We start from the raw sequence: 22955 nt of genomic DNA on the forward strand, positions 1-22955 counted from the left end.
ACCAGTATTGGCTTTAATGTTTTAACCGCTAATTCCGATATTTCATCTATGCATGGTGAACATAGAGCCCCTACACATTTGAGGCTCAACTTTGTCAGTAGGTACTCGTATTTTTTCGGCCGTTTTTATAAAGTGACGGTTAGCCCCAAATCATTAAACACATTTGTTTACTTCGTCTGTCGATGCTGCTATTGCACTCAAAGTTGTTTGAGAGATGCAAACATCTGATCAATTAATGCTGATGCCAGTACTTGTGTGTTGGGGCGATTTAAATAGCTTCGCAATCCGGTAAATTGTATTTGAAAGTAACGGGCATATTCTAGTGCGCTCAAGTCTGTACTAAGCTCATTTTGGTGCTGTGCTTGTTTAAAGAGTGCTGTTAAAAAAGCCTCAAATTCATTGGCTAAATCAACACTTAAAACCTTCAATGCAGGTTCATTTTGCGTAAATTCGTTATTTGCTTTTATTAACATACATAACCTACTCGGGGCGCAATCAGCGTCCTCAATAAGCACTCTTGTTACAAAGCTTGCTAAACCGTCTAGCACGCAATTGTGTTCATTTATTGCTTGCGACAGTTGGCCTTCCATTAATTGTGCATAGTCTTTAAGTGCCTCGCAATACAACCCTTCTTTAGATCCAAACGCTGCATATATGCTGCCGGGGCGCATGTTCGTTGCATTTTGTAAGTCACGTGTAGAGGTTGCATTAAAGCCTTTTTGCCAAAACAATTGACCCGCAGTTCGCACCACTTCATTACGTTCGAACTTTAATTTGTTAGCCATAGTTAAAACCTATTTTGAACACTTGCTCAATTTTAACTTGAGCGATCGCTCAAAATCAAATAGTATACTCATGAACTTTCTTAAACACTTTATTATTTGGAGTATTAAAATGGCAGAATTTACATTACATACAGAGCAAACTGCAGCTGACGCTGCAAAACCACTTATTGCTAATTCGAAAACTGCATTTGGTATGCTACCAAACTTGCATGCTGTGATGGCAGAAGCGCCAACTTTGTTAGAGGGGTATCAGGTGCTGCATGAACTGTTTCAAAACACATCATTTAATGCTGAGGAGTTAACGGTTGTATGGCAAACGATTAACGTTGAGCATAATTGTCACTATTGCGTACCAGCACACAGTGCAATTGCTGCAAGTATGAAAGTTGACCCGGCAATTGTTGATGCGCTAGTAAATAAAACGCCATTAGCAGATAAAAAGTTAGAAACATTACGAGAAACAACCTTGGCAATGACACAAAACCGCGGTGTTATAAGTGATGAGCAAATAGAGGCGTTTTTCGCTGTGGGTTATGCGCAACAGCAATTATTAGAAATTGTTGTCGGTTTATCGCAAAAAGTTATGAGCAATTATACAAATCACCTTGCAAAAACACCCATTGATGAGCCTTTTAAAGCGTTCGTTAAATGATTGAATTGAGTACGCAGACATGTTCTGCGTACTCAACGCCTTATTATTTAAATTTTACTTTTTTATCACTGCGGGTATAAACTCGTTGCTCAGGTTTGGTCCACTCGCCTTTTTTTAGGTATGAAGTAAGTACAGTAAACTTGTTATCTTTGTATTCGCTGGTTGATTTTACTTTGGTGATACCTTCTTTTGAGCCTGTGACTGTTTCGTAAGCGACAAATTTGCTCTGAGAAAGCACACTCATTGTTCCTTTAGTGTAAAAGCCCGCGGTGGTGAAATAGTAAAATACTAAAGACTGTTCTTTACTGTCCCAAAAGATCATTGATTCGCCTCCATACACTCCTTCATTGATTGAGTGTGATGTACGAATCGCCATGCCGTTTAACGCTCGTTCCCATTTACTTACATCTTGAATGGCTGGTTTGTCTTTTTCTACTTCAAAATCAGCTTGCCATGTACCTATATAGGGCGCGAATACTTGTAGTTCTTTGGCTAAGTTTTTATGTTCTTCAGCACTTATTACAGGCGCCATAAATACGGTTAGAAATAGTAAAATTGTTTTTATATATGACATAATTAGCTCTAGTTATTATTAATTATTCTAGTATAGGTCACGGCTTGTTAATTAAAAAATTTTTAATCACTTTCTCGGTGTGTTTTTTAGCCACACTCTTGGTCGGAAGCTTACTGGGTTATTGGCCCCATATAGTTGTAGGTGGCTATGCATTAATGAGTATGATTACGTTATTGGTTTATAAATGGGATAAGCGTTTAGCTTCCAATCCTTCAACGAAAATGATGCGAGTTCCTGAACGAAGCTTACATATTTTAGCAATAGCATGTGGTTGGCCAGGCGCACTTATAGCGCAGCAGTGGTTTAGGCATAAATCAAAAAAACGTGCGTTCATATTTGGGCTATGGGTCACTATTTTTATAAATTGTGGTCTGTTAGGTTACCTTTATTACTGGCAATATCGTTAAATTGATGCAATATTGAATTTACAATTAATATGATAAGTTATTGAAATGACATTTTTTTACCGCTGCTATCATTTTATTTTACAGTGTATTATTACTTTTATTGGTATACCCAATCCACGTTTGTACACAGGCTACAGTGGTTTTGAGCAATGGTTAAAAACCTGGGATAAAAAAGCGCCATTACTGGTTGTCAGTGATGAGACATTATTTAACTTAGGGGTGCTTGAGCATACGTTAGCACTTATTGATAAGCATAAAATATCATGGCATTTATACATTGATGTTTCGCCAAACCCAACCATTGATAATGTTGAAAATGGATTATCTTTGTACCACGAAAAACAATGTGCAGGCCTTGTTGCCATAGGTGGTGGATCAGTACTGGATTGTGCAAAAATGATTGCGGTTCGTTCCGTTAAACCTAAAAAGTCTATCAAACAATTAAAAGGCTTGTTTAAAGTTTTGAAGAAACTGCCGCCACTTTGCGCGATCCCTACAACGGCAGGCACGGGCTCTGAAACTACAGTTGCAGCGGTGATCAATGATCCTAAAGCGCAAACAAAATACGCAATAACTGATTTTTGTTTAGTCCCCAGCGATGCCGTTTTAATTGCGCCATTGACTCAAAGTGTACCTAACTTTATTACTGCAGCAACGGGTGTGGATGCGTTAACGCATGCAATTGAATCTTACATTGGTAAAATTGGCACAGACTTTAGCAATCAAAAAGCATTAGATGCGATTAAACTTATCTTCAATAATCTACCTACGGTATTTAATCAAGGTGATAACTTAGTGGCGCGTGAAAATATGTTACTTGCATCTTTCTATGCGGGCCAAGCATTTACGAGGGCTTCAGTGGGTTATGTGCATGCGATAGCACATCAGTTTGGAGCACGTTATGGCACGGCACATGGTTTAGCTAATAGTGTATTACTGATGCCTGTATTAACGCTTTATGGTGAAAAAATTCACCCTCAACTTGCAGCTATTGGAGACTTTTGTGAGTTAACACACGCTGGGCAAAGCACGCAGGAGAAAGCAAAAATAGTGCTCAAAACAATAGAGCAACTATTACTCGAGCTGGAAATTCCTAATACATTAGCAGAAATACGTGCTATAGATGTTAGTGAGCTGGCAACGGCTGCGATGAAAGAAGCACATCCAGATTACCCCGTTCCCGCGTTTATGAGTCACACTGAATGTGAGGCGATCATTAGCCAACTCATCGAATGAAAAGTAGCCTTCATGATGAAGGCTATATCCATTAGCGTTTTAGCTGAGCTTCAGGTTGGTTTAGCAACCGAATGATTGGGTTGTTTTGATTAATTTTGGTTTTAAGTAAGTAACCGATGATTAAACCTGCAATAAAACCACCCAAATGGGCTCCATAATCAACACCATCCGGTGCTGATAACATACCAAATATGTTAATCCCTAACCAAATCACAAAGAACCAGACTGCTGAGAGTTTCTTTTGATAAATAATGATCATAAACGTTAAACTTGCATGCCTAAACCACATTAAATACATGCCAAATAACCCAGCTATCGCACCACTTGCACCAACGCTTGGTATCGTTGAGTTTGGGTGAACGGCAAAGCTGGCAAACGACGCAGCTAAACCGCATATCATATACCACATTAAAAACTTTTTATGACCTAGAACATCTTCAAGGTTATCGCCAATTATATAAAGGAAGTACATATTTCCGACTAAGTGCATGATGGAGCCATGCAAGAAAACACAGATGATCACCGTCCATAAATGTTCACCCTGTGAAATTTTACTGGGGTTTATAGCAAACATGTCGAGTGTAGCCATAAAGGTGTCGCTATTAAAAAAGTACAATGCAAAAATGATTGCATTAATCACGATTAAGCCACGTGTAACCCACGGTGTTTGTTTTGGCTTTAGGTTATATTCAACCGGCATTTGAGTTAGAAACTGGAAAAGATATGTTTTCCAGCTTATTTTTTTATTCAACTCGTCTAAACTTGCTTTTAGTTTAGGGCTATTTTCTACACTTTCTAATTGGTCTTTTTCAATCCAACTACCGTCACAATGGCGGCATAAATCAATTTCTGTATGAAAATCTTCAAGTAAGTGAAAGCGCTCAAGGTTTTTTTGCGAAAACAGTATATAGTTTGACGATTATACTGTTCCGCATGAGATGGCTCCCTAATTGAAATTAGGAAGGATTTGGGCACATAATCATGATAGCAAGGTGTACTTGCTATCATGAGAAATTATAACGTTGACTGAGTTACTTCTATTTTATCTAACTCAATAGTCAGGATTGTTTTTTTATTAACTGTAATCCACTTTCTGTAAGTTAGGTAACCACCTTTAGTAACTTCGATGTCGTATTTACCTTCATCGAGCTCAATACCTGCTTCGTATTTCGGTTTTATGTTCATAATACGAATGCGAGCATCTTCAGGGGAGGTCAGTACAGTTAAAGAAATTGTATCGCTTTGCGGTTTTTCAATAACGATAGGTTTTTCTACAGGGGTTGATTGAGGCTCAACTTTAGGGCTACTTGAGCAACCAGATAGCATCACTACTGCAACTAACGCACTTAACTTTTTCATAATTACTCCATTAAATTTTTCATTATAAACATCTTTGTTTATATAAAATGTATTTATGAATATCATGGAATAGCAAGGGGTAGGATTATATATCAACTTTAGTCTTCCATGACTTTCAAAATTTATCTGATTATAAATCAAGGCGCATTTTAGTATGTATTAGGATAAGGTTCAAATCATAGTTGCAAAAAAAAGCGGATTTCGCCTTTTTTGTTATGATTATGGCAATAAATACTTTATTGATACTGTATATAAAGTGGTAACTTAAAGTGAAATTTTAGCGTTGTTAGGATTAGCAAAAATAGTAGAATATCAAATTAATAAACAGTACACCGTGATGTGAAGGCCATAATGACTACTTTAATCATTGGCAAACATGCAATCACAATAGCGAAGATGATAGCGATAAAAATAGCTTGGCTATTGATGAGCTTATTTGAAAAAAGCGGTTAGGCTTAATTTAGTACGAGAGCTTTTAGTAACTTCCATGTTTTTTGTCCTTAGTATTTTAGTATTAGCGTAAATTAATGCGTTTGTTGAGCGGTGATAACCTCATCATCGTGATTATCTCGCTCAAAGTTCAGGTTGAACTGGCCTTGCCGTGTAATAGTAAAAATAGCGCGCGTCCAGTTTTCGGGTTGGTGCTTTGTGGCACTTTCAAATAGGGTGTTGAATAAATCGACTATCTCGTCTGTCACGGTAATTGGCTGGTCGCTTGCATCAGAAGCAGTTTGATAATGCGCTGTACATTCAAGTACGTTTTCATCCTCGCAATCTAAAATAAGCTTAGCCTCAAGCCATGGCTCATTGATTTGCTGGTACAAGTATTGACCAAGTTGTTGGGGGATGTTTTTTATGTCTGGTTGCATGTGCTGTCCTTAGCGCTTTCTATATAGTTAATTATTGCTCAATGAGTACGACGATTGATTTACCTTGCTCAGCCGCATCTCTAAAGGTTACAAAGTACTTGTCTCGAACGAGGTCATAGGCTTCGGGGTTTACTTCATCAACGCCATCCTTTTCAATTTCAGCGATAATCTGCTGCCCTTCTAAGCTGTTAATATCGAAGCTATATTCTTATTGCATTATGTTATATAAATCTTTCACCATATCGGCTGGGAAAAAGCCGAAAGTGCCGCTAATGTCAGCGTCAGGTGGAAGCAGCTTATGGGGGAAGAAATTGAAGCTAGCAATTAATAATAACCGACTATTACCTGCTATAGCATCCCATAGTTGCAGTGCGGGTTCAAAGCCGCGCAGGTTTATTTCGATTGACTGCCAATGAATGGCTTCTTCTTCAGTAATTGCAAGCAATTGTTGGTATTTACTTTCATCATCACCGCTAAGCGATGTAGGGTAACTATCTTCGTCAATAAGTGATAAGTGAATTAAGCTGCTCATAGATAATAGGCTCGTGTTGTGTGATTATCGAAACTAATCAATTAAAAATAAAGGTAAATATAATGAGTCGGTTTGGCATTGCCAACCAAGCATGTCTTTGCCCAATTTAGCCATGGTAAGTGCGTTTAAACAGATAAAGCCTTCAAGCATGTCTTTGTAATCGCCAAATTTACATTCATCAGAGTGCCATTTGATTGCTTTATCAATACTGGCTTGCCAAAGTGCTTTGTTGTCTGATGTTAAAGCGGAAATTGCTTCGGTTAATGGGAGGATATACTGTAGCACATCTTTGTTTTTGGTGGTTTTAGCTTCAAACAAGGCAGCATCAATATCTGATTGAACGGGTGTTTGACCAGTGCCTATTTGCATTAGAAGACGGTCGTAAAGATAACATGCTTGATTGATAATATTGTTTTTCGGTAATGACCAGTCACTGTTACTTAATTTCTCAATGACGTCTGGCTCAGCAAACAGTATGACAATATTAAGCTCTTGTTGTATAGTCCAATCATTATTGTGGGTTTTTAAGTCTGGATCAAATCCACGTAAAAAAGCATAAGGAGCGGCTTTTTCCAAATAGGGTTTTACTTGGTCAAAGTTCTCGAGTACGTAATGGGTATAAGCTATGTCAATATATTGATTGGTCACCCAAAAAGTAGCGCTTTTGCGATCATCAGAAGTGGCTGACTTGTCAAATATTTCGGGGATACGATGTTCAACCATAAAATTTAGGTCGTCGTATAATTCTTCTAATTCATCAACAGTGTATTTGTTTAGCTTTAACATATGTTTCTCTTAGATTTCTGTCGGTAACTTTTGAAGCTTTCCACCTATTAGTGCTCCGTTTTTTTCAACTGCTTCTATTACAAGCTTATTCATTTCTGGCTGTTTACGTTTTATTGCTTTAAGCAAGTCTTGCCCAAGTTGGTTTCGATCTGGATACTTTTTGGAGTTTTTCATCGCTTTCATATTAGCTTTTATCCATTTATCAGACATCTGCCTTCCTTTGGTACTTGTTTCTTATAGCTTAGCACCAGGCCCTTTGGCTTCAACTATAAAATATTCGAGTACATTGCCGTCTTTATCACGCTTTGCCCAAATTTGGTCGACACCAGGACACGGGCCAAAGCCAAGCTCCATTTTGGCAGGTGGAGGCGGTTTAGAAAAGTGTTTTGCCATATAGGCACTTGCTGCTCGTTTAACTTCGGTAAGTTTTGCTTTAAATGCGCCAATACGTCGATTTGAATCGCCATTTTCAATCGCTTTTGCTAGTTTCTTCTCGTATGCCGCTTCATAGGCAGCTAAGTTTTTATAATGGGCGTCAAGGGTAGGGTTTCTGACTCGCTTAAGCGCTGCGGCCCCTTTTAAATCATTCCCTTTCGGCGGCTCTAATTCTTTGGCAACTGTTTTCTTCGGTTTGCCCACTACACCTGTGCTTGCCGGAGGCTCAAATTCATCGAGGGCTTTGTTTACGCGATTGCCAATTTCGTTCGCTGCATTTTTAACGCCTTGGTCAATTTGCGGGGTGACTTCATCAAGTTGTTTGACCATGGCTTGCATGCCGTCAATGGCAGAGTCTGGCAGCAGAAGGTCGTATTTCCAGCTGGTTGAAATATCTTGCAGTGTATCTCTAAAGCCTTTGATTACGGCTTTTACTTCACTGGCGGCCTGCTTACCTAAATCCTGCCAGTTTATTTCACGCAGGTATTTTACTGGGTCGCCTTTGCCTGCTTTCGTTGGGTAAAAGTCGAAGTGCTGCAATAGCGGCTTCCATCGACTCACCACCGTTTTTGATCACGACTTTACCCACGCCTTTTATTGCAGGGTATTTAAGCTTTTCTGGTGTAAAAGCTAATGATCTAATTGAGCGTTTTAGTATGTTTAAGTTTCGTAAATCGCTTCCAGCCAGTCCAGATAAAAAAAGCGACTAACAGAAACACCGTGATGTAAAAGGCCAAAATGGCTACTTTGATCATCAGCAAACACGCGATAATGATGGCAAAGATGATTGCGATACGAATTACAGGGCTTTTGATATATTTATTTGAAAAAAGTAAGGCGGTTAGGCTTAATTTAGTACGAGAGCTTTTAGTAACTTCCATGTTTTTTGTCCTTAGTGTTTTTGTATTAGCGTAAATTAATGCGTTTGTTGTGCGGTGATAACGTCATCATCGTGATTATCACGCTCAAAATTGAGATTAAATTGGCCTTGGCGATTAATAGTAAAAATAGCGCGCGTCCAGTTTTCGGGTTGGTGCTTGGTGGCTTTAACAAATAAAACGCTGAATAAATCGACTATCTCGTCTGTCACGGTAATTGGATGGTCGCTTGCATCAGAAGCAGTTTGATAGTGAGCTGTGCATTCAAGTACGTTTTCATCCTCGCAATCTAAAATAAGCTTAGCCTCAATCCATGGCTCATTGATTTGCTGGTACAAGTATTGCCCAAGTTGTTGGGGGATGTTTTTAATGTCGGATTGCATTTGCTGTCCTTAGCGCTTTCTATATAGTTAATTATTGCTCAATGAGTACGACGATTGATTTACCTTGCTCAGCCGCATCTCTAAAGGTTACAAAGTACTTGTCTCGAACGAGGTCATAGGCTTCGGGGTTTACTTCATCAACGCCATCCTTTTCAATTTCAGCGATAATATGCTGCCCCTCTAAGCTGTTAATATCGAAGCTATATTCTTGTTGCATTATGTTATATAAATCTTTCACCATATCGGCTGGGAAAAAGCCGAAAGTGCCGCTAATGTCAGCGTCAGGTGGAAGTAGCTTATGGGGAAAAAAATTGAAGCTAGCAATCAATAATAACCGGCTATTACCTGCGATAGCATCCCATAGTTGCAGTGCGGGCTCAAAGCCGCGCAGGTTTATTTCGATTGACTGCCAATGAATGGCTTCTTCTTCAGTAATTTCAAGCAATTGTTGGTATTTGCTTTCATCATCACCGCTAAGCATAGTAGGGTAACTATCTTCGTCAATAAGTGATAGGTGAATTAAACTGCTCATAAATAATAGGCTCGTGTTGTGTGATTATCGAAACTAATCAATTAAAAATAAAGGTAAATAGAGTGAATCGGTTTGGCATTGCCAACCATGCATATCTTTACCCAATTTAGCCATGGTTAGGGCATTTAAACAAATAAACCCTTCTTCCATATCTTTGTAATCGCCAAATTTACATTCATCAGAGTGCCATTTGATTGCTTTATCAATACTGGCTTGCCAAAGTGCTTTGTTGCCTGATGTTAAAGCGGAAATTGCTTCGGTTAATGGGAGGATATACTGTAGCACATCTTTGTTTTTGGTGGTTTTAGCTTCAAGCAAGGCAGCATCAATATCTGATTGAACGGGTGTTTGACCAGTGCCTATTTGCATTAGAAGACGGTCGTAAAGATAACATGCTTGATTGATAATATTGTCTTTCGGTAATAACCAGTCACTGTTACTTAATTTCTCAATGACGTCTGGCTCAGCAAACAGTATGACAATATTAAGCTCTTGTTGTATAGTCCAATCATTATTGTGGGTTTTTAAGTCTGGATCAAATCCACGTAAAAAAGCATAAGGAGCGGCTTTTTGAAGGTTAGGTTTCACTTGGTCAAAGTTTTCTAACCAATAATTTAAATAAGCTAACTGAATATACTTACCAGCAACGACAAAAGTTGCTTGTTGTCTGTCATACGCGCTTAGATTTAGGTCTATAATCTGAGGCTCTCGTTTTGCTAATACTTTTGGAGCGCGCTTGAAAACACGCTCATAGTCTTCTTCAAACTTATTTAACTTTAACATTCTTATTTCTCTAAGGTAAAGGTTGTAATTTTGCGCCAACTACATTGCCACTTTCTTCAACAGCTTCAATCACCAATTTTTTAATACCAGGTTCTTGATCTTCAATAGCATCCAGCAAATCTTGCCCAAGTTGGTTTCGTTCTGGATACTTTTTGGAGTTTTTCATCGCGTTCATATTAGCTTTTATCCATTTATCAGACATCTGCCTTCCTTTGGTACTTGTTTCTTGTAGCTTAGCACCAGGCCCTTTTGCTTCAACCACAAAGTACTCGAGTACATTGCCGTCTTTATCACGCTTTGCCCAAATTTGGTCGACACCAGGACCCGGGCCAAAGCCAAGCTCCATTTTGGCAGGAGGAGGCGGTTTAGAAAAGTGTTTTGCCATATAGGCACTTGCTGCTCGTTCACCTTTAACTTCGGTAAGTTTTGCTTTAAATGCGCCAATACGTCGATTTGAATCGCCATTTTCAATCGCTTTTGCTAGTTTCTTCTCGTATGCCGCTTCATAGGCAGCTAGGTTTTTATAATGGGCGTCAAGGGCAGGGTTTCTGACTCGCTTAAGCGCTGCAGCCCCTTTTAAATCATTCCCTTTCGGCGGCTCTAATTCATTGGCAACTGTTTTCTTCGGTTTGCCCACAACACCTGTACTTGCCGGTGGCTCAAATTCATCGAGGGCTTTGTTTACGCGATTGCCAATTTCGTTCGCTGCATTTTTAACGCCTTGGTCAATTTTTGGGGTGACTTCATCAAGTTGTTTGACCATGGCTTGCATGCCGTCAATGGCCGAGTCTGGTAGCAGAAGGTCGTATTTCCAGCTGGTTGAGACCTCTTGTAAGGTATCTCTAAAGCCTTTGATTACGGCTTTTACTTCACTGGCGGCCTGTCTGCCTAAATCCTGCCAGTTTATTTCCCGTAAGTATTTTACCGGGTCGCCTTTGCCTACTTTCGTTGGGTAAAAAGCCGTAACACTGCAATGGCGGCTTCCATCGACTCACCGTCGTTTTTGATCACGACTTTACCCACGCCTTTTATTGCAGAGTATTTAAGCTTTTCTGGTGTAAAAGCTAATGAAAGGCTAGGGCGCTAATCTTTAAAAGACTGTGGCGCCTAGCCTTACAACATCCATGTTGTTAGAGAGCGGGTTTATTTTGTACTTGAATTTAAGTTATTTATTAATGCGTTTGTTGTGCGGTGATAACTTCATCATCGTAATTATCGCGCCCAAAGTTTAAGTTAAACTGACCTTGGCGGCTGATGGTAAAAATAGCGCGCGTCCAGTTTTCGGGTTGGTGCTTTGTGGCACTTTCAAATAGGGTGCTGAATAAATCGACTATCTCGTCTGTCACGGTAATTGGCTGGTCGCTTGCATCAGAAGCAGTTTGATAATGCGCTGTACATTCAAGTACGTTTTCATCCTCGCAATCTAAAATAAGCTTAGCCTCAAGCCATGGCTCATTGATTTGCTGGTACAAGTATTGCCCAAGTTGTTGTGGGATGCTTTTTATGTCTGGTTGCATGTGCTGTACTTAGCATGTAATTAGTTTATGTATTCTTTAATATTAACAACTTACCTTTTATCAATAAAATCTGGCAGTTGTTTTTCCACAGTTCATAATAGCTACTTAAATTTATTTTAATTCCAAGTAAAGGCGCAGCAATATACCAACTTAAATAATAGTCATTGTCAATTCCATATAAGGCTTCAAAAAACGCAAATACCACTTCATCATCGTTTTTCTTTGTGTCTCTAATTAAATCTCCAAACTCATCAAAAAGCCAATAATGGGGAATATCGTCATCTAGATGAGACTCGAATTCAGCAGGCGTTGCAAATTTAACTTCAAAACTATCTGTTGCACTTCGGAGTTCATCATCCATATTCTCTAATAAATTAGCTTGTTCTAATATAAAGTTTTTAGCATGAGATATGATTGCTTCATCGGTAATATTAACTTTATCTTTGACTTCTTTAATTGACAAAACGTCCTTTATTACCTGAGTAATCCTCTCTTGTTCAGGAATAAATTGTGTTATCTGATTAACGTTATTAATTATTCCTTCCTCATGAAATAAATAAGTGAAATGGGATTTATCAAATTGTTGTGTACCTTGACAAAAGCATTTCCAATCTTTAATTAAATTTTCCATAAGTTCTCACTATTTTATTTGGGTAATACTGAAGGATCTATTTTCCATCTAGTAATTAAAGTTTCTAACTGAGTATGAAATTGATCTAGAGATTTACTATTGTCAATTATTTCTAGTAATTCTTTGTGAAAGGTTCCTGACCCTTTTTTTCCGTGCATACCAGGAGTGCCACTGTTAGGTACTTTCCATTTTAACTCAGATATTTTTGTTCTAACTCGCTTCATTTCTTCCATGGGGAGGCCCCATTCTTTAAATTTTGGTGTTCTAGCGACCATATACCATTCGTGATAGCCACCAGGCTTTCTAATCCGAGACTCAATACTCTCTCGAATACTTTTATCATCCCAAAGTAATCTCATTTCCTCTAAAGATAAATTATTATACCATTCATTAAACTTATTATTTCTTATAGAAGGAACTTTACCATTTACTAATAATTCATCAATGGATCTATTGGCTACTTTAGCCCCTTTTAAATCATTCCCTTTCGGCGGCTCTAATTCATTGGCAACTGTTTTCTTCGGTTTGCCCACTACACCTGTGCTTGCCGGTGGCTCAAATTCATCGAGGGCTTTGTTTACGCGATTGCCAATTTCTTGCGCGGCGTTTCTTACGCCTTGGTCAATTTTTGGGGTGACTTCATCAAGTTGTTTGACCATGGCTTGCATGCCGTCAATGGCAGAGTCTGGCAGCAGAAGGTCGTATTTCCAGCTGGTTGAGACCTCTTGTAAGGTATCTCTAAAGCCTTTGATTACGGCTTTTACTTCACTGGCGGCCTGTCTGCCTAAATCCTGCCAGTTTATTTCCCGTAAGTATTTTACCGGGTCGCCTTTGCCGAGCTTGCGTAACACTGCAATGGCGGCTTCCATCGACTCACCACTGTTTTTAATGACAACTTTACCTACGCCTTTTATAGCAGAGCCAAAGAGTGGAATTAAGCCAATGGCGGTCAGGGTAAAGGCTATCCAACCGTCACTGTCGTTTGATTTATCATCATCGGTCAGGAGCATAACGTTGGCACAAATATCCCGAATATCCATGATTTGGTCAACCACCGGTATCATCGAGATAATGGTACCCACCACAATTTGTGATGTACTGGGATTTTTATTAAAATCACCCTGCAATGTGCCCCATAACCAATCGCCGGCTTGGCTGGCTAAATTGCCAGCTTCTTCAAGCTTTGCGGTGTTACCGCTATTAATCATGTGCACAGCATCGGCGGTGGTTATTTGGCCATAAAGCGGGTTCGGTGTGGTGTTATCTTCGGGCTGAAAATCGCGACTGTCTTCGCCGTATTTAACACTGAACTGGCCGTTCGGAATATTAGTTAATTGCGCTTGGCCGGAATCGTCTAGTTGGCCAGAAGCTTGTGTTCCATCATCAAAGGTGATGGTGTAGGGCGCGTTTTTAACAGGGCTACCGTCTTGGTAAACATATTCTAAATCGACTACACTGGCGGTCGTTGCTGCAACGCCTGCGTCGTTAATGTTTACATTATTTATACGGCTAATACTGGCCGGGTTTGAGGCACTTGGGCTACTGGCTGTATCAGGGCTTTCAATATCGTAATCAACCGGTCCATCAAAGGTGACCATGTTGCTGTCGAGGGTGAGAACATTGGTGGCGATGATGGTGGCATTGCCTTGGCTGTCGAGTTTAATTTCACCGCCGGCGTTATGAATGATTAAATCGCCTTGCCCGGAGCCTGTGATGTTAATTGACTCGCTGGTTTGTAAAAATGTTGAGCCAGTTGGTACGTTGAGCTTTAAGTCACTGTTATTGGTTTTAAGTAGTATATCGCTCTGCGCATTAACTTTAACTGCACGGCCAGAGACGAGTGACAGCTCTTGATCAGCGGTTACGCTGACTTCTTTACCGTTGATGTTTTGGTTGCCGGCACTTTGGTAATTGATATTACCGTTGTTGGTTTGCTGCGATACTGCATTTTTAACATCTATGAATTGATTGTTTTTAATAACAAACTGTACGTTGTTATTTTCAGTTTCTAGGCATAAATCTCGCCCAGCGTGCAAGTTTATAGTGCCGAGTTGGCTTATCCATTCGATGAATTGGCGGCCAGATTGCTTGGCGTTGAGTTCAAGGTAATGCTCGCTGGCAAGGGTTTGCAAAATGACTTTTGGTTGTTGGTCGTCATCATCAAATAACAGTTCGTTGTGAGCTGCACTTAATAATCGGTTATGCGTTGGGTTGGCGGCAGTGACAACACTTGGCTGATCAGCGTTTAGTGCAAAGCCCATAATAAACGAATGGTTAGGATCGTTGTTGATACATCCAATGAGAACTTCTGAGTCACCTACCAAAGGAAAATGCCAACCTGTGGCTTGGGACTGGTTTTGGCAGGCATACAAGGCTAGTTTTTGTAGCGCCGGGCTTGATTGTGTAACAGGTCGGGCGGCTTTATCAAAATCAACACGCGCCCGATATTGCCCGTTGTCATCAATAAATGCATTGCCTGTCAATGATTCTACTTTCGCAGGAAACGCCATCGGTTTTGCTTGATGAGGTATTGGCTCTGGTTTAAATGGCGTACCGCGTTCAATAAATTGGGCTGTGCAACTGTATTTAGTTAAGCCGTCATGGCTATTTTCGTCGCTTGGTTGCTCGCTGTTGTGCTCAACAGCAATACACATTAAGTCGCTACTGGTTCCTGTACCTGTTTGGTCATCTATCGAGATGGAGCAGCCGGCAAATAAATCACATACATTACCGTTAAGTGTGACGACTTTTGCTTGGCTTGCCATCGCGTTATTAAAGTTTTGCGCCTGTGAACTAGCTTGAGCTGGAGTTGCAGCGCAGGGCTCAAAAAATGATTGACTGTTACTGGCTACATTTTCAAATTGCCCGTAGTGACTGCTACTTGTGGCACTGTTATAAATTGACTCATTCACTTGGGCGTGCATAAAGCCAACAAAGGCCTCTTGGTGTTGGTTATTCATACCAGCACTATTTTTGACTTGTATTATGCCTCTGTCTAAATAGGGGCTATTTAGATTGCTGTCACTTATGATCAGCGTTTCGCTGGTATCTTTACTTTCGAACCAATAAAACAAACCATGCTCTGAGAGTAAACGGTGTAAAAATTGCCAATTACTTTCCATTGCCTGTACGCATTGCGGCATATCTGTAAGCGCTGAGCTTAATCTAAAATCGATTTGGCCTTGTGAATAGCCAGCCTGCATAGCTAAATGACACAGCACATCTTTGACATTTACATTAATAAAAACCTTACTATTCGTCGTGTCTTTTAACGTGCTTAACCTATCTTTTATTATGACCTGATAGCGCCGTTTATTATGGTATAGCCCAAAATCATTAGATTTAGTTATTAATCCAGATTGGTGGCGAAAGTAATTGTCTTTATTTACAAATGTAATTAAAGCTGACTGAAGAAGTAAATCATTTAGTGGCTGTTCTGAATGCGTATCGAAGATAAGGGAAAACTCAAATGTACTATTAAGGCGTTCAAATCCTTTTACCTGTGTTACGTTCATAGTTTTATTGTTTATATCTAACAATAACCGAGAATGAGACATATCCTTTTGCTCTTTCTTTGTGGATCTATTATCGGGGTAAAATACACTCAGGAATTAAAATTATCAAATTTATTTTTAATTTATATTGTTTTGATATTAGCCTTTTGTTTATTCATTTTATTTTTATCATTGTTCGCATAAGGAAAACAATCATTTATTATTAATTTGTCGTCAAGTTAACTTTTAGTTGTATTTTTGAGCATTCTACGGTTGACAGTATGTCTGTTTAGTTTGTATCATGCGCCCAATCTATGGACAGATGTATTGTTGCATTAACAAGGTTATGTTAATGCTTGATTTCACAAGGACGACTCATGACAAAAAAAGACTTTATAAATCAAGTTGATAGCCTTTACTTGTTGGCTTGGTCCTTGACGTGCAATATCTCGTCATTACTTGATCAAATGGGTATTCCCCCGCACCGTGTTTTTTCTGAATCCGTTATGGAGCAGTTTTTCTTCTTTCTTAATAATCCTCCTAAAGACGATGGCGAGCTTATTTTAATTAATGAAAGTATTTCTGATTATATTCATGAACTTTTCTCATTAAATTCAAAGATAATATCCTCTGTTGACAGTGTTGTAATCAAATCTTTAACTATCGAAAATCAAGAAAAAAAATCAGTTAGCTTATTCTCTAAATTATTTAAAGGTAATAGCTGGTCTGATTGTGCATCGGTTAGGTTTAACCGTGTTATTTGTCCCGTTTATGAAGAAGTTCTTTGTAAAAAATAATTAATAATAAATGTATGGTGAGGTATTGAATGCGTCTCTTAGCAAAAAGAATAATGTCTGCTTTGCTCATTTTGTCGATTACTGGCTGCATGAGTACTAATGTAGAGTTGGATATAACAGCCACAGATAATTTGAATTTAAATCAGTTTGATGAAGCTCTTCCTGTCGTTTTAAGGGTGTATCAGTTGTCTGACATTCAGGGTTTCAAAACAGCCACATTTGAAGAGCTTTGGAAATCAGATAAATCAGTATTGGCAAATACACTTATAACTGTAGAAGAGAGAACAATTAATCCCGCAGAGAAAACGAATATTGAGTTTGAACAAGCAGAAAATGCACGTTTCGTCGCGATTGTTGCATTATTTAGAGACCGCCAAGGTGACAAGTGGAAAACATATCACCCATTAGGTGATGGCCCGGTAAAACTATCAACTTCATTAGATGTATTGATTACAAATAATGAAGTGCAACTGCCTGATGAGGATGAAGCAGAGTAATGAATATTAAAGCCCCTGCAAAACCCGTCTGGGCTGAAGGTGTATTGCTTGCGCAACAACACTTTCAGTTATTTGATGAGTACCATGAGCAAAATCAAATTGCTAGACAAGGCCTAACTTCTTCACTTTTGTATGGCATACAGCACCTTACTATTGATGAGTCTGCTTTAACGCGGGGCCTTTTAAAAATCATTAGTTTCAAACTGTTACTTGAAAATGGTCGTCTACTTGAGTTTGACCGCCAACAACACGATGAGTTAAAGCTTGAACTTGATACAAACCAAGATGAAGTGATTATTTATATCGCTATCGCTGCAAATAAAGTAGTGAGCAATATAGAAGGGTATGCGACATCGGGTCAATTAAGTGCATACCAGGCAGATTATATCGAATTGAGTGATGACCATGATGCAGCTCGTAATCGAGAGGTGTTAATTGCGCACCCTAAATATATATTGCTGACTGACAGTGATGTAAAAACCTATTTTGATACCTTGGCTTGTTTAAAAATAACACGTTCAGAAGATGGCTCTTGTAGTGTTAATAAACTGTTTGTGCCGCCGTTACTGAATATCAGTGCGTCAAGCTATTTAACGGAGCTATTGAATCGTACCGCTAATTTAGTCAATGCGAAAGTAAGTGTCTTATTAAATCGTCGTAAAAACTTTGGCTCAGTGACTGACTTTGGCCCCAATGAAATGAATAGCTTTTTATTGCTTAATGCCATGGCACCGTCAGCAAAGCGATTAGATCACTTAAAAAGTTTGAGCCTGGTACACCCAGAGCGCTTATATTGTGAATTGGTTGATTTGATTAGCTCTGTTTCGATGTTTGAACACAGTGATTTAGTCAATCAAGTGCCACCCTATCAACACAAGCAGCTGAGTCATGTATTCGGTAAGTTAGACGAGTTATTAACTAAATTACTCGAAGGCGTTGTACCGAAGAAAATGGCTGGCCTCAAGCTGGGTAAGGTATCGAACGCAATTTACCAAGTTGCAACTATCGATTCTGCGATATTCGATAACAATGATTTTTACTTGGCGGTTTATTTTGAAGCAGAAGACACTAAGTGGATCGAAACGTTTAGCGAACAGGTAAAGGTTGGAGCAAGCGAAAAGCTAGACATTATGATTTCCTCTGCGCTTGCGGGTGTTCAATTGACTCACTGTCAACGGCCGCCTAATAAGTTGGCAATAAAAAGTGGCTATGAATATTTCCGCCTTGAGTCGCACGGTTACATTTGGCAGCAGATAATTGAAGAGCAATCATTAAGTTTGTTTATACCGTTTGGTTTGCAAGCAGCGCAAATCGAAATTGTCACTGTCGCACGTAATTAATGAAGGTTGAATGATGCAACAACACGCCAATGAACAAGACCTAGTCGCCTGTATTTCACCCGTTATTAACTCATTATCGCCATTGAAACTAAAGCAATCAACTGATCTTGAACTCAATGAATTCCGCGAGCAGCTTATTAACAGCTTTGATGAATTTGAGCGCAATTGCTATACCCAGCAAGTAACTACGAGTGTGATGCAAGAGGTTAAATTTGCCTTAACAGCTATGTGTGATGAGTTTGTTATGAGCTCGGGGGCTCATTTTCGAATGGATTGGATGTCTCGTCCATTACAGCTTGAATTTTTTGGTAATAACCGTGCAGGTGAAGAGTTTTTTGAACGTTTAGCTAAATTGCGTACAGGCGGGGAAAATAAATTTGCGGCACTTGAAGTGTATTACATTTGCTTGCAATTGGGATTCGAAGGTATTTATAAAGTAAAAGGCATTGAGCAATTAAAAGCACTGATAGTTGATGTACGAGCACAAATTGAAGATGTAAAAGGAATTCCGAACGCACAGCTCGCAGATAACGCAGTACCGGCGGAAGGCTTTGCCATGAAAGTTGGCCGCAACATTCCATATTGGGTGATTTTATCAATTTGCTTGGGATCGATTGCAGCGTTATTTGCAGGTTTTCATTTTGTGATTAGTAAGCAAGCTACACAAAGTACGCAAACTATTAATAATCAAGTGGAAGTACTCACTCAGTTAAACAAAACCAACGAGACGAGATAAGGTAATACGATGCAAGGAACAGTTAATAAAAGCGGCATGGTGCACTTTCTACTTGGTTTAGTGTCATCGCGAGCAACAGGACAGTTAATTGGCTTAATTGCTGTGTTAAGTATTGTGTGGTTTGCAGGGCGTATTGTTGGTCTAGATACAACCGACAAAAAACTTATCGCAATGGGTGCTGTGACTGCCGTATTTATACTGTTTATTTTTATTCGTTGGTTATGGACAAAACGCTCGGGTGATAAATTGGCGTCCGAGTTGGCCAGTCATAATGCAGGCTCAAATGCTGAATTAGATGAAATAAAAGAAAAAATGCAAGAAGCACTTGGCTCGCTAAAAGCATCACATTTAGGCGCAGGCTATCGTGGAAATACCGCTCTATATGCATTACCGTGGTATATGATAATTGGCCCTTCAGCGACAGGTAAAAGCACGTTATTTGCCAATTCAGGTTTGCATTTTCCATACTCAAACTCTAGTGAGTTACATATCCAAGGCTTTGGTGGTACTCGTAATTGTGATTGGTGGTTTTCTGATCAAGCTATCTTAATTGACACTGCAGGGCGTTACACTACAGAGCAATCTGAAAATAAAGAATGGTTATCGTTTTTAAACCTACTAAAAAAATACCGTCCTAAACTGCCAATCAATGGTGTGATGGTAGCAATAAGTGTGGCGGACGTTTTAACCTCAGACAGTGAAGAAATTCGTCACCATGTAAAACTAGTGCGTGAGCGTATTGAAGAGTTAATTACAGAACTAGGCGTTATTTTTCCTGTTTATATCACATTTACCAAAACAGATCTTATCAGTGGTTTCGAACCCTTTTTTAACGATTTAACCGAAAAAGAACGTGAGCAGGTTTGGGGCGCTTACTTGCTTGATATCAGTGAAGATCAACAAAATGATCCCGCTGAAATGTTTGAGCTTAGAATGGAAGAGCTGTATGCACGATTATGTGAACAGCGTATGGGCAAAGTTGCGCGTGAGCGTAATGAGCACCGTAAACAGCTTATTTTAGACTTTCCTAATCAGTTTAAATCAGCTTCAACCAAGCTAACTGAATTTGTAAATTTATTATTCAAGTCTAACCCATACCAAGAAGTACCTTGGTTTGCAGGAGTCTACTTTACCTCAGGCACACAAGAAGGCACGCCAATTGAACGAGTAAATAATGGTGTGCGCGATCAATTTGGGGCTGTGGTTGTAGAGCAAAAACAGGAAACTATAACGCAAAGTTACTTTATCAACCGCGTATTCAACGATGTAATTTTTAAACTGCAAGATTTAACCCGTGGAAATCGAAAAAAACGCTTAGTTGGTCGTTGGTTAAAGGGCCTCACAGTGACGACTGGCTTAGCCTCTATTGCAGCTATTACCGCATTATTGATTACGTCTTATACCAGTAATCAGTTATTGCTTAACCAAGGTGAAGCGCGTGTTAAAGCGATTGTGGAAGTTAATGTTAATAAAGCAAAAGACGAGCAAAAACTAGCCGCCACGCTTGCCTTATTTGAGCACTATCAAGAACTGATTAGCTATGAGCAACAATTACCTTGGTACTTCATTTTTGGTATTTACGAGGGCGATGAAACTAAACAAAGCGTTGCAACGGTTTTGTTTAACCAGCTCAATCAGCTGATAACCTTACCTGCCCAAAAGCATGTGCTTGCACAGCTAAAACACCATGATAGTCAGTGGAATTCAGATGACCCTGATGCGCGTGCTGGTATTCGTCAAACCTATTATGACGCACTTAAATTGCACTTAATGTTAAGTGCGCACCCAGAACATAAAGAGCCTGACTTTGCGAAGCTGCAATTGCTAACCTTTATCAGTGGGCACTTCAATATAGATTTATCTGCGAAAGAAGATGCCCCTATTTATAACCAATTAACTGCATTATTAGATTTGTACTTAGACAATATGAGTGTTGATATTGAACAACCAGGTTCAATTATGTTTTGGCAATTAAACGAGACTGCCGTTCACGTTGCGCGCAATAATTTAAATACGCAACCAGAGGCACAGCCACTTTATCAACAAATAATTACTAGTTTTGCTGAACGTAAAAAAGCTTTGCAGCTTAATCAGTTTATGTCAGCTAATAACCGTGATGTACTGAAAAGCAATTTTGAAATTCCGTATGTATATACCGATGCTGGCTGGCGTGAATATGTTTATCCAGAGATCAAACGTATTTCACGTTTAGTTTTCTCTGGTGACTGGGTAATGGGCACTAGCAATGAAGAAGGCCAGAATGTGGTAGACGAAGCGCAAGCTGATACTTTAGCAAAGGCGATGCGTGCGTATTACTTTAAAGATTACGGTAACACCTGGTTTGAGTTTTTAAATAGCGTAAAGGTACCTGCATTTAGAGATTTAAATGACGCCAGTATCGATTTTGCAAGGCTTTCATCTAATGACGGTCCGCTAATTGATTTAATGGCGCTGGTAAACGCTAATATTTTGTTGGCAGATGAACCGTCAGCGGTGACTGCTAATAATGATAAAATTGCAACGCTTGTTGCAGGTGCATCTGATGCGGCACAAAAGAAAGTCGCCAAAGGTAAAATTGCAAAACAAGCAATAAGTAGTAAACCTGATTTTTCACAAATTAGCACAGTTAGAGCGCCAGAACTCGAATCGCGATTTGCCGATTTACGCCGTTTCACACAAATTGATGAAAATAAGCGTAGTTCGGATTATATGGGCCAATATATTAGCGCATTAAGTAGTATACATTCTGATATAAAAGCAATGGCTGCAAGTAATGAAGACGATGGCCAAGCAATGATTTTTGTTCAAGACTTACTCTCAGGCAATAATCAAACTAATGCTCTACAGTCGTCATGGATCATTATTGAAAGTCAAACTCGTGCTCTGGACCCAGAAACAAAAGAAACGCTCGATAAGTTATTTAAGGCGCCATTACAAGCTGGTATTGCAACAATTATGGCCAAAGCACGTAGCCAATTAAATGAAGCATGGGATAACCAAGTTTACACTATGTATAGCAATAGCATTGCTGGTAAATATCCATTTAATTTAACCGGCCCTGATGCAGCTATTGCAGATGTGTCTGAGTTTTTAAACACAGAAACAGGCATTTTATGGAATTTTATCAATACGCAGTTAAAACCATTTATGAAAGTGCGACGTGGAGTCTGGGAAGAAAAACTATGGAATGGTGTTGGTATTGGCTTTAATAAAGATCTATTAAGTGGCTTAACTAAGGCGAATAAAGTTTCACGCTCACTGTTTGCTAATGGGGCTGATTCTGCGGGCTTTAATTTCCAAATGATGCCAGTGCCGCAACGTGGCATTAGAGAAACATTCCTCGGTTTTTCTGAGCAAGGTTATCGCTACCGAAATGAGCCTGAAGAGTGGCGTAATTTTTCATGGCCAGGGCGAGGAGCCGCTGAAAAAGCAGTGCTGTATGGCTTAGACAACAAAGGCAACCGTATATCGATAGAGCAAGATGGTCCATGGGCGTTACTTAAAGTACTTAATAATGCCAATGTTAAATGGATCAAAGGCACTGAATTCTTAGCAACGTGGGAATTAAAAGATAAGTCTGACCATGAGTTTAAAGTACAGTTTTCTTTAAAATCAGGCCGTAACAGCGGAATATTTTCAAAGTATATGCTGGCGTCTTTTGCACTACCTAATTCATTATTTTCTCCCTCACCACAATTTGCGAACGCAAATAATAGTGCGATTCAGTAGGAG

25 protein-coding genes are annotated in these 22955 nt (G+C 39.4%); 8 read left to right on the forward strand and 17 right to left on the reverse strand.

Translation table 11 applies throughout. The annotated features are described in order from the left end of the window. Positions 1 to 197 precede the first annotated feature (197 nt). On the reverse strand, positions 198 to 785 hold the full coding sequence (locus C7Y70_RS08110) for a TetR/AcrR family transcriptional regulator (protein ID WP_135474252.1): 588 nt from the start codon (positions 783 to 785) through the stop codon (positions 198 to 200). 109 nt (positions 786 to 894) lie between these two features. Between C7Y70_RS08110 and C7Y70_RS08115 the strand changes: the two genes are divergently transcribed. After that, on the forward strand, positions 895 to 1437 hold the full coding sequence (locus C7Y70_RS08115) for a carboxymuconolactone decarboxylase family protein (protein WP_135474254.1): 543 nt from the start codon (positions 895 to 897) through the stop codon (positions 1435 to 1437). Between the two features lie 43 nt (positions 1438 to 1480). On the opposite strand, the gene C7Y70_RS08120 is transcribed toward C7Y70_RS08115, so the two are convergent. Beyond that, a complete protein-coding gene (locus tag C7Y70_RS08120) occupies positions 1481 to 2011 on the reverse strand; it encodes a hypothetical protein (RefSeq protein ID WP_135474256.1) in 531 nt (176 codons plus the stop codon). Positions 2012 to 2055: 44 nt separating this feature from the next. On the opposite strand from C7Y70_RS08120, the gene C7Y70_RS08125 reads away from it, so the two are divergent. Continuing rightward, entirely contained in the window at positions 2056 to 2418 is a 363-nt protein-coding gene (locus tag C7Y70_RS08125; protein WP_135474258.1) for a DUF1294 domain-containing protein, read from the forward strand. 45 nt (positions 2419 to 2463) lie between these two features. Further along, a complete protein-coding gene (locus tag C7Y70_RS08130; RefSeq protein ID WP_135474260.1) occupies positions 2464 to 3654 on the forward strand; it encodes an iron-containing alcohol dehydrogenase in 1191 nt (396 codons plus the stop codon). Positions 3655 to 3685: 31 nt separating this feature from the next. Here the strand turns inward: C7Y70_RS08130 and C7Y70_RS08135 are convergent, their stop codons facing one another. From C7Y70_RS08135 to C7Y70_RS08205, 15 genes are all read right to left on the reverse strand, one after another. After that, a complete protein-coding gene (locus tag C7Y70_RS08135) occupies positions 3686 to 4405 on the reverse strand; it encodes a rhomboid family intramembrane serine protease (RefSeq protein WP_245321424.1) in 720 nt (239 codons plus the stop codon). A 263-nt stretch (positions 4406 to 4668) separates the two neighbouring features. Then, positions 4669 to 5013 (reverse strand): PEGA domain-containing protein, encoded by a 345-nt coding sequence (locus C7Y70_RS08140; protein ID WP_135474264.1) that lies wholly within the window; start codon positions 5011 to 5013, stop codon positions 4669 to 4671. A gap of 524 nt (positions 5014 to 5537) precedes the next feature. Next, positions 5538 to 5882, reverse strand: coding sequence for an immunity protein YezG family protein (locus tag C7Y70_RS08145; protein ID WP_135474266.1), 345 nt, complete (start codon positions 5880 to 5882; stop codon positions 5538 to 5540). Positions 5883 to 6090: 208 nt separating this feature from the next. Further along, entirely contained in the window at positions 6091 to 6414 is a 324-nt protein-coding gene (locus tag C7Y70_RS20635) for a hypothetical protein (RefSeq protein WP_245321426.1), read from the reverse strand. A 33-nt stretch (positions 6415 to 6447) separates the two neighbouring features. Then, positions 6448 to 7200, reverse strand: coding sequence for an Imm49 family immunity protein (locus C7Y70_RS08155; RefSeq protein WP_135474268.1), 753 nt, complete (start codon positions 7198 to 7200; stop codon positions 6448 to 6450). Positions 7201 to 7209: 9 nt separating this feature from the next. Further along, a complete protein-coding gene (locus tag C7Y70_RS20640) occupies positions 7210 to 7410 on the reverse strand; it encodes a hypothetical protein (protein WP_245321428.1) in 201 nt (66 codons plus the stop codon). 24 nt (positions 7411 to 7434) lie between these two features. Beyond that, on the reverse strand, positions 7435 to 8175 hold the full coding sequence (locus C7Y70_RS20580; protein WP_245321430.1) for a hypothetical protein: 741 nt from the start codon (positions 8173 to 8175) through the stop codon (positions 7435 to 7437). 98 nt (positions 8176 to 8273) lie between these two features. Then, a complete protein-coding gene (locus C7Y70_RS08165) occupies positions 8274 to 8516 on the reverse strand; it encodes a hypothetical protein (protein WP_135474270.1) in 243 nt (80 codons plus the stop codon). A gap of 35 nt (positions 8517 to 8551) precedes the next feature. Continuing rightward, positions 8552 to 8896 (reverse strand): DUF600 domain-containing protein, encoded by a 345-nt coding sequence (locus C7Y70_RS08170; protein WP_135474272.1) that lies wholly within the window; start codon positions 8894 to 8896, stop codon positions 8552 to 8554. A 31-nt stretch (positions 8897 to 8927) separates the two neighbouring features. After that, on the reverse strand, positions 8928 to 9428 hold the full coding sequence (locus C7Y70_RS08175) for a hypothetical protein (protein ID WP_135474274.1): 501 nt from the start codon (positions 9426 to 9428) through the stop codon (positions 8928 to 8930). 33 nt (positions 9429 to 9461) lie between these two features. Further along, positions 9462 to 10211: an Imm49 family immunity protein gene (locus tag C7Y70_RS08180; RefSeq protein WP_135474276.1), complete on the reverse strand. Its 750-nt coding sequence runs from the start codon at positions 10209 to 10211 to the stop codon at positions 9462 to 9464. A gap of 10 nt (positions 10212 to 10221) precedes the next feature. Further along, entirely contained in the window at positions 10222 to 10974 is a 753-nt protein-coding gene (locus tag C7Y70_RS20585; protein WP_245321431.1) for a hypothetical protein, read from the reverse strand. 409 nt (positions 10975 to 11383) lie between these two features. Then, entirely contained in the window at positions 11384 to 11728 is a 345-nt protein-coding gene (locus C7Y70_RS08195; protein ID WP_135474278.1) for an immunity protein YezG family protein, read from the reverse strand. A 25-nt stretch (positions 11729 to 11753) separates the two neighbouring features. After that, entirely contained in the window at positions 11754 to 12359 is a 606-nt protein-coding gene (locus C7Y70_RS08200) for a hypothetical protein (RefSeq protein WP_135474280.1), read from the reverse strand. 14 nt (positions 12360 to 12373) lie between these two features. Further along, entirely contained in the window at positions 12374 to 15916 is a 3543-nt protein-coding gene (locus C7Y70_RS08205; protein WP_245321433.1) for a contractile injection system protein, VgrG/Pvc8 family, read from the reverse strand. Between the two features lie 314 nt (positions 15917 to 16230). On the opposite strand from C7Y70_RS08205, the gene C7Y70_RS08210 reads away from it, so the two are divergent. From C7Y70_RS08210 to tssM, 5 genes are read left to right on the forward strand one after another with little or no spacing between them, the layout of a single operon-like run. Then, positions 16231 to 16650, forward strand: coding sequence for a hypothetical protein (locus C7Y70_RS08210; RefSeq protein ID WP_135474282.1), 420 nt, complete (start codon positions 16231 to 16233; stop codon positions 16648 to 16650). 29 nt (positions 16651 to 16679) lie between these two features. Continuing rightward, the gene (gene tssJ, locus C7Y70_RS08215; RefSeq protein WP_135474284.1) at positions 16680 to 17147 is read left to right on the forward strand and encodes a type VI secretion system lipoprotein TssJ; all 468 of its coding nucleotides are present in this window, start codon (positions 16680 to 16682) and stop codon (positions 17145 to 17147) included. Further along, positions 17147 to 18487 carry a type VI secretion system baseplate subunit TssK gene (gene tssK / locus C7Y70_RS08220; protein ID WP_135474286.1) on the forward strand — a complete coding sequence of 447 codons (1341 nt, stop codon included), beginning with the start codon at positions 17147 to 17149 and terminating at the stop codon, positions 18485 to 18487. The genes tssJ and tssK overlap by 1 nt, the downstream gene beginning before the upstream one ends. A gap of 10 nt (positions 18488 to 18497) precedes the next feature. Next, a complete protein-coding gene (gene icmH / locus C7Y70_RS08225; protein ID WP_245321434.1) occupies positions 18498 to 19223 on the forward strand; it encodes a type IVB secretion system protein IcmH/DotU in 726 nt (241 codons plus the stop codon). A gap of 9 nt (positions 19224 to 19232) precedes the next feature. Then, entirely contained in the window at positions 19233 to 22952 is a 3720-nt protein-coding gene (gene tssM, locus C7Y70_RS08230; RefSeq protein WP_135474288.1) for a type VI secretion system membrane subunit TssM, read from the forward strand. Positions 22953 to 22955 lie beyond the last annotated feature (3 nt).

The organism is Pseudoalteromonas sp. KS88, from assembly GCF_004766475.1.
Classification (GTDB): domain Bacteria; phylum Pseudomonadota; class Gammaproteobacteria; order Enterobacterales; family Alteromonadaceae; genus Pseudoalteromonas.